This is a genomic window from Pseudomonas sp. 2, from assembly GCF_056627435.1.
This window is the reverse complement of sequence record NZ_JBWXNG010000012.1, coordinates 187,716-201,794: the sequence shown is the minus strand read 5'-3', so window position 1 is coordinate 201,794 and position 14,079 is coordinate 187,716. Positions and strand designations below refer to the sequence as shown.

11 protein-coding genes are annotated in these 14,079 nt (G+C 62.7%); 9 read left to right on the top strand and 2 right to left on the bottom strand.

Features of this window, described 5'->3' with window-relative positions:
• The first annotated feature begins 6 nt into the window (after positions 1–6).
• From AC1MEK_RS20420 to AC1MEK_RS20405, 4 genes are all read left to right on the top strand, one after another.
• The gene (locus tag AC1MEK_RS20420) at positions 7–1,383 is read left to right on the top strand and encodes an L-serine ammonia-lyase (protein ID WP_480398074.1); all 1,377 of its coding nucleotides are present in this window, start codon (positions 7–9) and stop codon (positions 1,381–1,383) included.
• Positions 1,384–1,448: 65 nt separating this feature from the next.
• A complete protein-coding gene (gene gcvT, locus AC1MEK_RS20415; protein ID WP_480398073.1) occupies positions 1,449–2,570 on the top strand; it encodes a glycine cleavage system aminomethyltransferase GcvT in 1,122 nt (373 codons plus the stop codon).
• 393 nt (positions 2,571–2,963) lie between these two features.
• Positions 2,964–3,176: a cold-shock protein gene (locus AC1MEK_RS20410; protein ID WP_011335634.1), complete on the top strand. Its 213-nt coding sequence runs from the start codon at positions 2,964–2,966 to the stop codon at positions 3,174–3,176.
• 100 nt (positions 3,177–3,276) lie between these two features.
• Positions 3,277–3,771 (top strand): RDD family protein, encoded by a 495-nt coding sequence (locus AC1MEK_RS20405; RefSeq protein WP_480398072.1) that lies wholly within the window; start codon positions 3,277–3,279, stop codon positions 3,769–3,771.
• An 845-nt stretch (positions 3,772–4,616) separates the two neighbouring features.
• Here AC1MEK_RS20405 and lptG read toward each other — a convergent pair.
• Together lptG and lptF are read right to left on the bottom strand one after the other, a co-directional pair.
• Positions 4,617–5,678, bottom strand: a complete 1,062-nt coding sequence (gene lptG / locus AC1MEK_RS20400; RefSeq protein ID WP_480398071.1) for an LPS export ABC transporter permease LptG — start codon at positions 5,676–5,678, stop codon at positions 4,617–4,619.
• The gene (lptF, locus tag AC1MEK_RS20395; protein ID WP_480398070.1) at positions 5,671–6,789 is read right to left on the bottom strand and encodes an LPS export ABC transporter permease LptF; all 1,119 of its coding nucleotides are present in this window, start codon (positions 6,787–6,789) and stop codon (positions 5,671–5,673) included. The genes lptG and lptF overlap by 8 nt, the downstream gene beginning before the upstream one ends.
• A gap of 341 nt (positions 6,790–7,130) precedes the next feature.
• Here lptF and AC1MEK_RS20390 point away from each other — a divergent pair, with 341 nt between their 5' ends.
• From AC1MEK_RS20390 to rlmF, 5 genes are all read left to right on the top strand, one after another.
• Positions 7,131–8,621: a leucyl aminopeptidase gene (locus AC1MEK_RS20390; protein ID WP_480398069.1), complete on the top strand. Its 1,491-nt coding sequence runs from the start codon at positions 7,131–7,133 to the stop codon at positions 8,619–8,621.
• 59 nt (positions 8,622–8,680) lie between these two features.
• Positions 8,681–9,109: a DNA polymerase III subunit chi gene (locus AC1MEK_RS20385; RefSeq protein WP_480398068.1), complete on the top strand. Its 429-nt coding sequence runs from the start codon at positions 8,681–8,683 to the stop codon at positions 9,107–9,109.
• A gap of 7 nt (positions 9,110–9,116) precedes the next feature.
• Positions 9,117–9,548 (top strand): DNA polymerase III subunit chi, encoded by a 432-nt coding sequence (locus AC1MEK_RS20380; protein ID WP_480398067.1) that lies wholly within the window; start codon positions 9,117–9,119, stop codon positions 9,546–9,548.
• A gap of 354 nt (positions 9,549–9,902) precedes the next feature.
• A complete protein-coding gene (locus AC1MEK_RS20375; RefSeq protein ID WP_480398066.1) occupies positions 9,903–12,749 on the top strand; it encodes a valine--tRNA ligase in 2,847 nt (948 codons plus the stop codon).
• A gap of 168 nt (positions 12,750–12,917) precedes the next feature.
• Positions 12,918–13,934 (top strand): 23S rRNA (adenine(1618)-N(6))-methyltransferase RlmF, encoded by a 1,017-nt coding sequence (gene rlmF, locus AC1MEK_RS20370; RefSeq protein ID WP_480398065.1) that lies wholly within the window; start codon positions 12,918–12,920, stop codon positions 13,932–13,934.
• Positions 13,935–14,079: the final 145 nt, after the last annotated feature.

The window sequence follows — 14,079 nt, the reverse complement described above, 5'->3', positions numbered from 1 at the left end:
CCAATCATGTCCCTGAGCGTGTTTGACCTGTTCAAGATCGGCATTGGCCCCTCCAGCTCTCATACCGTGGGCCCGATGCGCGCGGCGGCACGCTTCGTCGAAGGCTTGCGCCGGGACGATCTGCTGGCCAGCACCGCCTGCGTGAAGGTCGAGTTGTACGGATCGCTCGGCGCCACCGGCAAAGGCCACGGCAGCGACAAGGCCGTGCTGCTGGGCCTGGAAGGCGAGCATCCGGACACCGTCGACACCGAACATGTGGACGAACGCCTGCAGCGCATTCGCAAAAGCGAGCGCATCAACCTGCTGGGCGAACACAGCATCGAATTCATTGAAAAACAGCACCTGGCGATGATTCGCAAGCCGCTGCCCTATCACCCCAACGGCATGATCTTCCGCGCCTTCGACAGCGCCGGCCTGCAAATCCGCAGCCGCGAGTACTACTCGGTCGGCGGCGGGTTCGTGGTGGATGAGGACGCCGCCGGGGCCGATCGCATCGTCGAAGACAGCACCGTGCTGGCCTACCCGTTCAAGACCGGCAAAGAACTGATGGCTCATTGCGCCAATACCGGGCTGTCGATCAGCCAGGTGATGCTGGCCAATGAAGCGGCGTGGCGGCCTGAAGCGGAAACCCGCGCAGGGCTGCTGAAGATCTGGCAGGTGATGCAGGACTGCGTCGAAGCCGGGTGTCGCAACGAAGGCATTCTGGCCGGTGGCCTGAAGGTCAAACGACGCGCTGCTGCGTTGTATCGGCAACTGTGCAAGAACCCGGAAGCCTCCCTGCGCGATGCGCTGTCGGTGCTGGACTGGGTCAATCTGTACGCCCTGGCGGTGAACGAAGAAAACGCCAATGGCGGGCGTGTGGTCACCGCGCCCACCAACGGCGCGGCGGGCATCGTCCCGGCAGTGCTGCATTACTACATGCGCTTCATCAGCGGCGCCAACGAAGACGGCGTGGTGCGCTTTCTGCTGACGGCGGCGGCCATCGGCATCTTATATAAAGAAAACGCGTCGATTTCCGGCGCCGAAGTCGGCTGCCAGGGCGAAGTCGGCGTGGCCTGCTCCATGGCTGCGGGCGCGCTGTGCGAAGTCATGGGCGGCAATGTGCAGCAAGTCGAGAACGCTGCGGAAATCGGCATGGAACACAACCTGGGCCTGACCTGCGACCCGATTGGCGGGCTGGTGCAAGTACCCTGCATCGAGCGCAACGCCATGGGCTCGGTCAAGGCCATCAACGCGGTGCGCATGGCCCTGCGCGGCGACGGGCAGCACTTCGTCTCGCTCGACAAAGTCATCCGCACCATGCGCCAGACCGGCGCCGACATGAAAAGCAAATACAAGGAAACAGCCCGTGGCGGGCTGGCCGTGAACATTATCGAGTGCTGATACCAGCGCCCTTTTTCCTCGTGTGCGGCGCGCCCGGACACGGACATGCATTGAAGGAGTCATCGATGTCCCAAGCACTTTTGAAAACCCCTCTCAACGCCCTGCACCGCGAACTGGGTGCGCGCATGGTCGAGTTCGCAGGCTACGACATGCCTGTGCAGTACCCGGCCGGGGTGATGAAGGAGCACCTGCACACCCGTGAGCAGGCCGGCCTGTTCGACGTGTCGCACATGGGCCAGATCCTGCTGAGCGGCCCGAATGCGGCCAAGGCCCTGGAAACCCTGGTGCCTGTGGACATCATCGACCTGCCCGTGGGCATGCAGCGCTACGCCATGTTCACCAATGAAACCGGCGGCATTCTCGATGACCTGATGGTCGCCAACCTGGGCGGCGATCGCCTGATGCTGGTGGTCAACGCCGCCTGCAAGGAGCAGGACCTGGCGCACCTCAAGCAGCACATCGGCAATCAGTGCGAAATCCAGCCGCTGTTCGAGGAGCGCGCACTCCTCGCCCTGCAAGGCCCACAGGCCGTGACCGTGCTGGCCCGCCTGGCGCCGGAAGTGGCGAAGATGACCTTCATGCAATACGCCGCGATGCCGATCGACGGTATCGACTGCTACGTCAGCCGCTCGGGTTACACCGGTGAAGACGGTTATGAGATTTCCGTACCGGCCGACCAGGCCGAATCCTTCGCCCGCCGTCTGCTGGCCGAGCCGGAAGTCGAAGCCATCGGCCTGGGTGCACGGGATTCGCTGCGTCTGGAGGCCGGTCTGTGCCTGTACGGCCACGACATGAACACCGAAACCACGCCGATCCAGGCCAGCCTGTTGTGGGCCATTTCCAAGGCGCGCCGCGCAGAGGGTGCTCGCGCTGGCGGCTTCCCGGGTGCCGAACAGGTTTTCGCACAGCACCAACATGGTGCAGAGCGCAAGCGCGTCGGCCTGCTGCCGCAGGAACGCACCCCGGTGCGTGAAGGTGCAGAAATCGTCGACGGCGATGACAAAACCGTGGGCAGCGTGTGCAGTGGTGGCTTCGGCCCGACCCTCGGTGCGCCAGTGGCGATGGGCTACGTGGACGCTGCCCTGACGGCGATCGACACCCCGCTGTGGGCCATCGTGCGCGGCAAGAAGGTCGCGCTGAAGGTCAGCAAAATGCCTTTCGTTTCGCCACGTTACTTCCGCGGCTAAGCACTGACGTCAAAAAATACGGCACCGCAACAGTGCATGTCACTGTTGCGATGCCGCACTGTGAAGCCTGCGCAAACAGCAATCAAACTGTCAGAAAACTGCACTTTCCAACGCCTCTAAACAGCAAAAACTATCGATTGGGCCTGTGTGGTTAAAGTTTTCAAAAAGTGGCCGAAAGCCCCTGAAACCGGGCTTATCCGGGGCTTGTTTTTTCTGCGGGAGTTAGCGTAGAGTCTCCCAACTGTGTTTGCATAGGTCGCTGGGATCGTGACCTGGGCAGTAGCGCCAAAAGCAATGCTACATCCCGCTCTACGTTTCTTCTTCCTGCAACCAGCCCAGTACTCTTTCGTGTGAAAGGGGCTGTCATTAATTTATGCTCCAAGGAATAAGAAAATGTCTCAACGTCAGAGCGGTACCGTTAAGTGGTTTAACGACGAGAAAGGTTTTGGTTTTATCACTCCAGAGAGCGGTCCGGATCTGTTCGTCCACTTCCGCGCTATTCAGGGCAACGGTTTCAAGAGCCTGAAAGAAGGCCAGAAAGTGACTTTCGTTGCTGTGCAAGGCCAGAAAGGCATGCAAGCTGACGAAGTGATCGCTGAAGCCTGATCGCTGAAAGCAAAAAGAGCCCCTGATGTGACCCATCAGGGGCTTTTTTATGCCTGCGATTTCCTACACTGCACACATCCCGTGTCGACGAGTGTGCCTCATGCCAAAACACCAGTTGCGCCCTCAGGGCGACTTCCCACCGGCCGGCCTGGGCAGACGCCTGGCGGCGATCTTCTACGACGCGCTGCTGTGCGTCGCGCTGCTAATGGTCACGACCTTCATCTACAAGCTGATCTGGATGGGCATCGTCGGCGAAGCCAGGCTGCGGCAGATGTCCGAGTCGGGCGCGCTGGATGGGGATCCATTGCTGTCCACGATTTTGCTTTTTGCGCTGTTCGCGTTTTTCGCCAAGTTCTGGACCCACGCCGGGCAGACCCTGGGCATGCAGGTCTGGGGCATCCGCGTGCAGAACGCCGACGGCACCGGGATCAGCCTGTGGCAGGCCCTGCTGCGTTTCGTGGTGGCCATTGCGTCATGGCTGTGTGTCGGGCTGGGGTTTTTGTGGAGCCTGTTCGACAAGCAGAAGCGCAGCTGGCATGACATGTATTCCGAGACGCAGGTGGTGCGGGTGCCTAAGCGCGGTAAGCGGGATTGAGGCGTGGAGAGCTCTCGTACCATAGGCGCCTGATCGATCGCTGGGGATCTGCCTAACGGCAGATCTGTTTCGGCTTCGCCGAGTTACTTTGTTTCGGCAAAGTAACCAAACCATTGCTCCTGGTTTGGGTCCTCCTTCGTCGGACTTCCTTCACTCCGGCCTCGCTCCGTGGGCCCGGCGTGAATGGGCCATCCATGGCCCACACGCCTCTCGCCGCATCCATGCGGCTCGACCCACTCCGCGAGACCTCCGTTCAGCCTGCACCCAAGTCGCGTTTGGTGGTGTCTGGGCTATCGCGCACCAAGATCAAAATCAAAAGCGATTGGCTGACGCCATCGACCGGCTAACGCCGTCCCCGTAGCAGCCGAGCTTGCTCGCGGGTGGCCCTCAAGATCGCCCCGCCGGCAAGCCGTGCTGCTACGGAGGGCATTATCCTTGAGCTTTTGATTTGGCTTTTGATCTTCGTGCGCGATAGCCCAGACGACACCAAACGCGACTTGGGTGCAGGCCGAACGCAGGCGATGTGGAGTGGGCCAAGCGGCAGGATGCCGCGCGAGGCGCGGGGCCATGGATGGCCCATTCGCGCCGGGCCCACGGAACATCGCCGGAGTGAGGGAACCTCGACGAAGTCGAGGCCAAACCAGGAGCAGGACCCCTTGGTTACTTGGGGGTCTTTTCCAAGTAACTCGACGAAGTCGAAACAGATCTGACGTTAGGAAGAGCGCTCTTGATCGTGATTCGACGAAGTCGAAACAGGTCTGGCGTTAGCCAGAACCCAGCAAGCGATCAGACGACCACTGAACATCAGGTGGTTATCTGATCGCCTTTCAAGCCAACGCCAGTGATCACCCCGCCCGGCGCAACAACCACAGCCCCGCCAGCGCACAGATGCCCGCCGGCACCAGCACCGCGAACAGTGGCGAAAAGCCGAACACCAGACTCGACGGCCCCAGCAGATCCTGGGCGATGCGGAAGGTGAAGCCCACCAGCACGCCGGTGAACACGCGCTGGCCCAGGGTCACCGAACGCAGCGGCCCGAAGATGAACGAGATCGCCATCAACACCAGCGCCACCGTCACCAGCGGCTGGAAGATCTTGGTGTAGAACGCCAGCCAGTAGCGACCATTACTCAGCCCCTGGTCGGCCAGGTAGTTGGCATAGCCGTACAGCCCGGTCATCGACAGCGACTCCGGTGGCAACACCACCGTGCTCAGCAGTTGCGGGCTGAGGGCGATTTCCCAGCGCTCTTCTGGCGCAGTCACCACTTCGGTCCGGCCGTCGTGGAAGACGGTCGTGGTGACGTCCTTGAGCTCCCAGTAGTCCTTCTTGAAGTTGGCCTGCTTGGCGAAGCTGGACGTCAGCATGTGACGCTGATCGTCGAAGTGATAGCGCGTCACGCCGTACAGCAAGCCGTTGGGTTGCACGGTGTTGATGTGGATGAACTCTTCGCCCTGACGGTGCCACAGGCCGCGCTTGGCGCTCTGCGCATCGCCGGTGCCCTGGGCCAGCGAGCGCGCCGCCTGGGCTTGCGCTTCGGTCACGGGCGCGACGTATTCACCGATCAGCAGGCCGGCCACCATCAGCACCAGCATCGGCTTCATGACCGCCCAGACGATACGGCCGATGGACACACCGGCCGCCCGCATGATGGTCAGTTCGCTGCTGCTGGCCAGGGTGCCCAGGCCGATCAGGCAGCCGATCAGTGCGGCCATCGGCAGCATGTCGTAGAGGCGGCGCGGCGCGGTCATGACCACGAAGCTGCCGGCGTCCCAAAAGGTATAGGTGTCGCTGATGTCGGCCATCTCGTCGATGAAGGCGAACAGCGACGCCAGCCCGAGGATGATGCCCAGCACGGCGAGAATCGCCATGAACACGCTTTTGCCAATGTAGCGGTCCAGTTTAACCACGGGCCACCTCCGCTACTGCGCGGCGGCTGGCCACTTTCAGGCGCAGGGGCTCCCAGTACAACAGGCCCAGGCCGATCGCCAGGAAGATCGCGTGCACCCACCACAAGCCCAGAACCATCGGAATCTTGCCCTTCTCCAGCGCGCCGCGAGCGGCAATCAGAATGGTCAGGTAGGCCATGTACAGCAGAATGGCCGGCAGCAGCTTGAGGAAGCGGCCCTGACGCGGGTTGACGCGGGCCAGCGGCACGGCCATCAGCGTGACGATGAACACCAGGATCGGCAGGGAAATCCGCCATTGCAGCTCGGCCTTGTTGCGCGCGGTGTCTTCGCCGGTCAGCAGTTCGCTGGTCGGGATCGCGTCGCGGTCAGTGATTTCATCGCTGATTTCAGGCTTGGGCAGCAGGGCACCGTAGGTGTCGTACTTGATCACGCGGTAGTCGGCCTGGCCCGGGTTGCCGTCGTAGCGGTAGCCGTTTTCCAGAATCAGGTAGCGGTTGCCGTCAGGCTTGATCTCCTGACGACCCTTCTCGCCCACCAGCACGGTGATGCCGTGGTCCTTCTTCTCGTCGAGCTTTTTCTCGGAGATGAACACGCCGCCCAGGTTGATCCGGTCGTCGGTCATGGTTTCGGTGTAGGTCACGCGGCTGCCGTCGCGCAGCAACTGGAAGCGGCCCGGCACCAGGGTGTCGAACTCGGTCATCGCGTCCTGCTTGTTGATCAGCAGCTGAAACTGGGTCGCGCCCTGAGGCGCCAGGCTGAAGCTCAGCCAGGCCACCAGCAGCGACACCAGCGCGGCCGGCGCCAAGGTCATCCACAGCAGGCGCTGCTGGCTCATGCCGGTGGCCGAGAGCACGGTCATCTCGCTTTCCAGGTACAGCCGCCCGTAGGCCAGCAGGATGCCAAGGAACAGCCCCAGCGGCAGGATCAGCTGCAGAAAGCCCGGCAGGCGAAAGCCCATGATCAGGAACAGCACGCCCGGATCCAGCGCACCGGACGCAGCCTGGGCCAGGTACTTGATGAAGCGGCCACTCATGATGATTACCAGCAGCACGGCGCTGACAGCGCTCAAGGTAACCAGCACTTCTCGGGACAGGTAACGGAAGACAATCAAACCAGACACTCCAGGGTTGTCACGCTACAGACAGCCTGACAAGGAAATGGATCAGCCATGATGCTCGCGACGGAGAACCACCGAAAAAATATGCGGCATTATCCTGTGATTGGGTGTGTCTGTCACTGCGTGCACCGGATACTTGTTGCATCTGTATCTGACAACCCCGTCGCATCGGGTAGCACTGACGTGCCAACCCGGCGCTCTGCGGGGTTGTCATCTCACTGCAGCCGGGGTCAAACTGCGGGCCATGCCGCTGGCGTGGCGCAGCGAACCCGCTGACAGCCCGCCCAGCCGCGCACTCATTTTTGCGTAACCACAGTTTATTCGGGGACCCCGACATGGAATTGGTTGTTAAGAGCGTCAGTGCAGAAACCTTGAAAACCGCCACCCTGGTGGTCGCCGTCGGCGAAGGCCGCACCCTGAGCGAGGCTGCACAGAGCGTCGACACCCTGAGTGGCGGCGCGATCAGCGCCGTGCTCAAGCGCGGCGATCTGGCGGGCAAGGTCGGCCAGAGCCTGCTGCTGCACAGCCTGCCCAACCTCAAGGCCGAGCGCGTGCTGCTGGTTGGCGCTGGCAAAGACGCCGAGCTGAGCGACCGTCAGTTTCGCAAGATCGTCAGCGGCGCGCTGAACACCCTCAAGAACCTGGGCGGCACTGATGCAGCCTTCGCGCTGGATCAACTGAACGTCAAGAACCGCGACATTTACGGCAAGAACCGCCTGCTGGTTGAAACCCTGGCCGATGGCGAATACGTGTTCGACCGTTACAAGAGCCAGAAAGCCGACCCGCGCGCCCTGAAGAAAGTCACCCTGCTGACCGCCAAGGCCAACGTGGCCGACGTCGAGCGCGCCAGCAAGCACGCCCTGGCCATCGCTGCCGGCATGGCCGTGACCCGCGATCTGGGCAACATGCCGCCGAACATCTGCCACCCGACCTACCTGGGTGAGCAGGCCAAGGCGCTGGGCAAGGCCACCAAGGGCCTGAAGGTCGAAGTGTTCGACGAGAAGAAAATCGCCGAGCTGGGCATGGGTTCGTTCCTCGCCGTCGGCCAGGGCAGCGCCCAGCCGCCGCGCCTGATCGTGATGCAATACTCCAACGGCAAGAAGAGCGACAAGCCGTTCGTGCTGGTCGGCAAGGGCATCACCTTCGACACCGGCGGCATCAGCCTCAAGCCGGGCGCAGGCATGGACGAAATGAAATTCGACATGTGCGGCGCCGCCAGCGTGTTCGGCACCCTGAACGCCGTGCTCGCCCTGCAACTGCCGATCAACCTGGTGTGCATCATCGCCGCCGCTGAGAACATGCCGAGCGGCACCGCGACGCGCCCGGGCGACATCGTCAAGACCATGAGCGGGCAGACCGTCGAGATCCTCAACACCGACGCCGAAGGCCGTCTGGTGCTGTGCGACGCCCTGACCTACGCCGAACGCTTCAAGCCACAGGCGGTGATCGATATCGCAACCCTGACCGGCGCCTGTGTGGTTGCCCTGGGCGGCCACACGTCGGGCCTGCTGGGTAACAGCGACGCGCTGATCAATCAAGTGCTGGACGCCGGCAAGCGTGCCGACGACCGCGCCTGGCAGCTGCCGCTGTTCGACGAGTACCAGGAGCAACTGGACAGCCCGTTCGCCGACATCGCCAACATTGGTGGCCCGAAAGGCGGCACCATCACTGCGGCCTGCTTCCTCTCGCGCTTCACCAAGGCCTACGAGTGGGCGCACCTGGACATCGCCGGTACCGCCTGGCTGAGCAGCGGCAAGGACAAGGGCGCCACTGGCCGTCCGGTTCCGCTGCTGACCCAGTACCTGATCGACCGCGCCGGCGTCTGATCCGGCTGCACGATGTACCGGCGCCTCATTGAGGCGTCGGCGCATATTCTGGAAAGACCATGACCCAAGTCGACTTCTACATCCTGCCCAGCGCCGATCCGCTTGCGCGCCTGGACTTCGCCTGCAAGCTGACCGACAAGGCCTGGCGCCTTGGCCACAAGGTCTACCTGCATTGCAGCGATGCTGCACAGCGCGAGGAACTGGACGCCCGCCTGTGGCGCTTCAAGGGCGAGACCTTCGTGCCCCACGGCCCGATCGAGGATGACCAGGACGCCCCCGTGGCGCTGGGCATCGGCACCGATCCGGGCGCTCATCAGGATCTGCTGGTCAACCTGGACCTGCGCATCCCCGAATTCTTCAAACGCTTCGCCCGCATCGCCGAGATCGTCATCGAGGAACCGGCCATCCGCCAGGCTGCGCGGGAGAGTTTCCGCTTCTACCGCGAACAGGGCTATCCTCTGCAAGATCACCGACTGCAGCGTCTTTGAGCACCCAATGGACAATTCAAAACACCTTAAAGATTCCGCCCATTTGCTGGAGGACCTCGAGTCGATCCGCCAGTTGCTCGGCGACGAATCCATGCAACCGCCACTGTTGACCGACGCGCTGAATGCCGAAGGCCAGATTCCGCTGCTGTTCGACGTGGTCAGTGGGCAGGTCGTGCCGGCTGAAGAGCCAGACGACATCCCGACCCTGACCGCCGAACCCGAAGCCACGCCGGCCTCCGCAGCGCCGCAAGCCGAACCCGAGGCCGCCAAGGCCGGCCCGAATCCGGACGACCTGCTGCACCTGGACAGCGAACTGCGCGCCGCCGCGCAACTGATCATGCAAGACGTGATCGACGACTTCGCCCCACACATCGAAAACGAAATCAAACGCCGCCTCGATGCCCGGATGGAGCGGCTCTTAAGCCAGTACAACAATTGACCTGACAACCCGGTGCCGCTTCTGGGCGCAGCCCGTACCACACAACTCGGTGTCGCTTCTGGGCGGAGCCCGTAGGAGCTGCCGGGGTCGCGCTCGACCTTGCCAGCGATCTGGCGCGAAGTGGCAGTAAATTCAGAGCATACGGTTTGCCTGCCCCTATTGAGTCGTTTGGTTTTGCTGCCGCTTCGCGCCAGATCGCGAGCAAGCTGCGCTCCTACGCCCTTCGGGCAGAATCAAAAGCAATGGGTCGTGCCGCTCATACGCCTGCGGTTCACCGCTTGTAGCTTGCCGCCGCTCCTAAAAGCTATACTCCTTCGTTTTTCCGACTCAAAGCAGATCAGGTTCCCGCCGCGCATGGACAAGACCTACCAGCCGCACGCCATCGAAACTTCCTGGTACCAGACCTGGGAGTCCGAGAATTACTTCGCTCCGCAAGGCGCGGGCGACTCGTACACCATCATGATTCCGCCGCCGAACGTCACCGGCAGCCTGCACATGGGCCACGGTTTCAACAACGCGATCATGGACGCCCTGATCCGGTTCCGCCGCATGCAGGGCCGTAACACCCTGTGGCAGCCGGGCACCGACCACGCCGGTATCGCCACGCAGATGCTGGTGGAGCGCCAGCTCGAAGCCCAGGGCCAGAACCGCCATGATCTGGGTCGCGAGAAATTCCTCGAAAAAGTCTGGGAGTGGAAAGATCAGTCCGGCGGCAACATCAGCCGTCAGATTCGTCGCCTGGGCTCGTCCGTCGACTGGAGCCGTGAGCGCTTCACCATGGACGACGGCCTGTCCGAAGCGGTCAAGGAAGCCTTCGTGCGCCTGCACGAAGACGGCCTGATCTACCGCGGCAAGCGCCTGGTCAACTGGGACACCAAGCTGCACACCGCCATCTCCGACCTTGAAGTGGAAAACCACGACGAGAAAGGCAGCCTGTGGAACCTGCGCTACCCGCTGGCCGACGGCGTCAAGACCGCTGAAGGCCAGGATTACCTGATCGTCGCCACGACCCGTCCGGAAACCATGCTCGGTGACGCCGCCGTGGCCGTGAACCCGAACGACGAGCGCTACAAGGCGCTGATTGGCAAGTTCGTCGAGCTGCCACTGGTGGGTCGTCGCATCCCGATCATCGCCGACGACTACTGCGACCCTGAATTCGGCACCGGCTGCGTGAAGATCACCCCGGCCCACGATTTCAACGACTACGAAGTCGGCAAGCGCCATAACCTGCCGCTGCTGAACATCTTCGACAAGAACGCCAACGTGCTGCCTGCCGCTCAGGTGTTCAACCTCGACGGCACCCTGAACGAAACGGTCGACGGCAGCCTGCCGGCCGAGTACGCGGGCCTGGACCGCTTCGAAGCGCGCAAGCAGATCGTTGCCGCGTTCGAAGCCGCTGGCCTGTTGGTCAGCGTCGACGACCACGCCCTGAAAGTGCCGAAAGGCGACCGTTCCGGCACCGTCATCGAGCCGTGGCTGACCGACCAGTGGTACGTGTCCACCAAGCCGCTGGCCGAGCCGGCCATCGCTGCCGTGGAAGACGGCCGCATCGCCTTCGTCCCGAAACAATACGAAAACATGTACTTCTCCTGGATGCGCGACATTCAGGACTGGTGCATCAGCCGTCAGCTGTGGTGGGGCCACCGCATCCCGGCCTGGTACGACGAGTCCGGCAAGGTCTACGTTGGCCGTGACGAAGCCGAAGTGCGCGCCAAGCACAACATCGGCGCCGATGTCGTGCTGCAGCAGGACAACGACGTACTCGACACCTGGTTCAGTTCGGGCCTGTGGACCTTCTCCACCCTGGGCTGGCCGGAACAGACCGAGTTCCTGAAAACCTTCCACCCGACCGACGTGCTGGTCACCGGCTTCGACATCATTTTCTTCTGGGTTGCCCGGATGATCATGCTCACCATGCATTTGGTGAAAAACGAAGACGGCACCCCTCAGATCCCGTTCAAGACCGTGTACGTGCACGGCCTGGTACGCGATGGCCAGGGCCAGAAGATGTCCAAGTCCAAGGGCAACGTCCTGGACCCGCTGGACATCGTCGACGGTATCGAGCTTGAAGCACTGGTGCAGAAACGCACCAGCGGCATGATGCAGCCGCAACTGGCCAAGAAGATCGAGAAGCAGACCCGCGCCGAATTCGCTGACGGCATCGCCAGCTACGGCACCGACGCCCTGCGCTTCACCTTCTGCTCGCTGGCCTCCACCGGCCGCGACATCAAGTTCGACATGGGCCGCGTCGAAGGCTATCGCAACTTCTGCAACAAGATCTGGAACGCCGCGCGCTACGTGCTGGACAAGGGTGAAGACTGCGGCCAGAACGGCGAAGCCTACGAGCTGTCGCTGCCGGATCGCTGGATCATCTCGCAGCTGCAACGCACCGAAGCCGAAGTGACCCGCCAGCTGGATCAGTTCCGTTTCGACCTCGCCGCGCAAGCGCTGTACGAGTTCATCTGGAACCAGTACTGCGACTGGTATCTGGAGCTGTCCAAGCCAGTGTTGTGGGACGAGAACGCGCCGGTCGAGCGCCAGCGCGGCACCCGCCGCACCCTGGTGCGCGTGCTCGAAGTGGCGCTGCGTCTGGCTCACCCGTTCATGCCGTTCATCACCGAAGAAATCTGGCAGCGCCTGGCGCCGCTGGTCGGCGCAGAAGGCAAAACGATCATGCTGCAACCGTGGCCAGTGGCCAACGAGGAGCGCATCGATGCCGCCGCCGAAGGCGATATCGAGTGGCTCAAGGGCCTGATGCTGGGCGTGCGTAACATCCGTGGCGAAATGAACATCGGTCCGGGCAAACCCTTGGCACTGTTCCTGAAGAACGCCAGCGCCGAAGACCAGCGCCGCCTGAACGAAAACGAGCACCTGCTGAAGAAGCTGGCCAAGCTCGAATCCTTCACCGTGCTGGGCGCAGGCGACGAAGCACCGCTGTCGGCCACCGCACTGGTCGGCGAGATGGAAGTGCTGGTGCCGATGGCCGGCCTGATCGACAAGGACGCTGAGCTGGCGCGCCTGGACAAGGAAATCCAGCGCCTGCAAGGCGAAGTGCAGCGCGTGGGCGGCAAGCTGTCCAACGCCGCCTTCGTCGACAAGGCTCCAGCCGACGTCATCGCCAAGGAACGCGCCAAGCTGACCGAGGCCGAGCAGGCACTGGGCAAGCTGGCCGAGCAACACGCGCGTATCGCCAGTCTGTAACAACCCGATCAGCCAGCCCGACGCCGGGCTGGCTGATTACGCTGAACCCTGTAGGAGTGAGCTTGCTCGCGAAAGCGGTCTGTCTGTAACGAACACGTTGCCTGACACACCGCTTTCGCGAGCAAGCTCACTCCTACAGGGTTTTGTGTTCTCTGTGGAACCGGATTCATGACCAACCAGCCCCCACCCAAACCGCCCCGCAAGAAGCCCAAAACCGCGCCGCCGGCCAAACCCGCCGAGCCACGGGAAAAGGCCAGCCTGCACCCGCGCAATCGCCATCAGGGCCGCTACGACTTCCCCAAGCTGATCAAGGCCTGCCCGGAACTGGGCCAGTTCGTGATCACCAACCCGTACGGCAAGGAAAGCATCGACTTCGCCAACCCCGCAGCGGTGCGCGTGTTCAACCGGGCCCTGCTCAAATCCTTCTACGGCATCGCGCACTGGGACATCCCGGCCGACTACCTGTGCCCACCGGTTCCAGGCCGGGCCGACTACGTGCACTTTCTGGCCGACCTGCTGGCCGAACGCAATGAAGGCGTGATTCCCCGGGGCGCCGCGGTCAAAGCGCTGGACATCGGCACCGGTGCCAACTGCATCTACCCGCTGATCGGCCACAGCGACTACGGCTGGCACTTCCTGGGCTCGGACATCGACAAGACCGCCCTCGCCTCGGCCAGCACCATCGTCAAGGCCAACCGCCTGGACAAGGCCATCGGCCTGCGCCAGCAAGACAATCGCAAGCACATCCTCACGGGGCTGCTGCAGCCCGACGAGCGCTTCGACATCAGCCTGTGCAACCCGCCCTTCCACGCCTCTGCAGAGGAGGCCCTGAGCGGCAGCCGGCGCAAATGGCGAGCCTTGGGCAAGGCTGACCCGAAACGCAAATTGCCGGTGCTGAACTTCGGCGGCCAGGCGGCGGAGTTGTGGTGCGAAGGCGGCGAAGCGCGTTTCGTGACGCAACTGATCAGCGAAAGCGCGCAGATCCCGACCCAGGTGCTGTGGTTCAGCACGCTGGTGTCCAAGGCGTCCAACCTGCCGCTGATCCAGTCAGCCCTGAAAAAGGCCGGAGCGCTGGAAAGCCAGGTGGTGGAGATGTCACAGGGGCAGAAACAGAGCCGTTTCGTGGCCTGGACCTTTCATGACAAGGCTCAGCAAGCAATCTGGCGCGCACAGCGCTGGAGTTAGTTTTCAGAACGTAGCAGCACGGCTTGCCGGCGGGACCGTCCTCGAAATCGCCCCGCCGGCAAGCCGTGCTGCTACGAAAGCGGATGCGTCAGCTCAGGCGCTGCTGCAGTGAATGACAGACCGCATTCGCCAGCAAGCCGGCGCC

Excerpts from the sequence above, each read along its gene's own strand:
- AC1MEK_RS20420 (WP_480398074.1), top strand. The coding sequence starts at position 7 with ATGTCCCTGAGCGTGTTTGACCTGTTCAAGATCGGCATTGGCCCCTCC.
- gcvT (WP_480398073.1), top strand. The coding sequence starts at position 1,449 with ATGTCCCAAGCACTTTTGAAAACCCCTCTCAACGCCCTGCACCGCGAA.
- AC1MEK_RS20410 (WP_011335634.1), top strand. The coding sequence starts at position 2,964 with ATGTCTCAACGTCAGAGCGGTACCGTTAAGTGGTTTAACGACGAGAAA.
- AC1MEK_RS20405 (WP_480398072.1), top strand. The coding sequence starts at position 3,277 with ATGCCAAAACACCAGTTGCGCCCTCAGGGCGACTTCCCACCGGCCGGC.
- AC1MEK_RS20390 (WP_480398069.1), top strand. The coding sequence starts at position 7,131 with ATGGAATTGGTTGTTAAGAGCGTCAGTGCAGAAACCTTGAAAACCGCC.
- AC1MEK_RS20385 (WP_480398068.1), top strand. The coding sequence starts at position 8,681 with ATGACCCAAGTCGACTTCTACATCCTGCCCAGCGCCGATCCGCTTGCG.
- AC1MEK_RS20380 (WP_480398067.1), top strand. The coding sequence starts at position 9,117 with ATGGACAATTCAAAACACCTTAAAGATTCCGCCCATTTGCTGGAGGAC.
- AC1MEK_RS20375 (WP_480398066.1), top strand. The coding sequence starts at position 9,903 with ATGGACAAGACCTACCAGCCGCACGCCATCGAAACTTCCTGGTACCAG.
- rlmF (WP_480398065.1), top strand. The coding sequence starts at position 12,918 with ATGACCAACCAGCCCCCACCCAAACCGCCCCGCAAGAAGCCCAAAACC.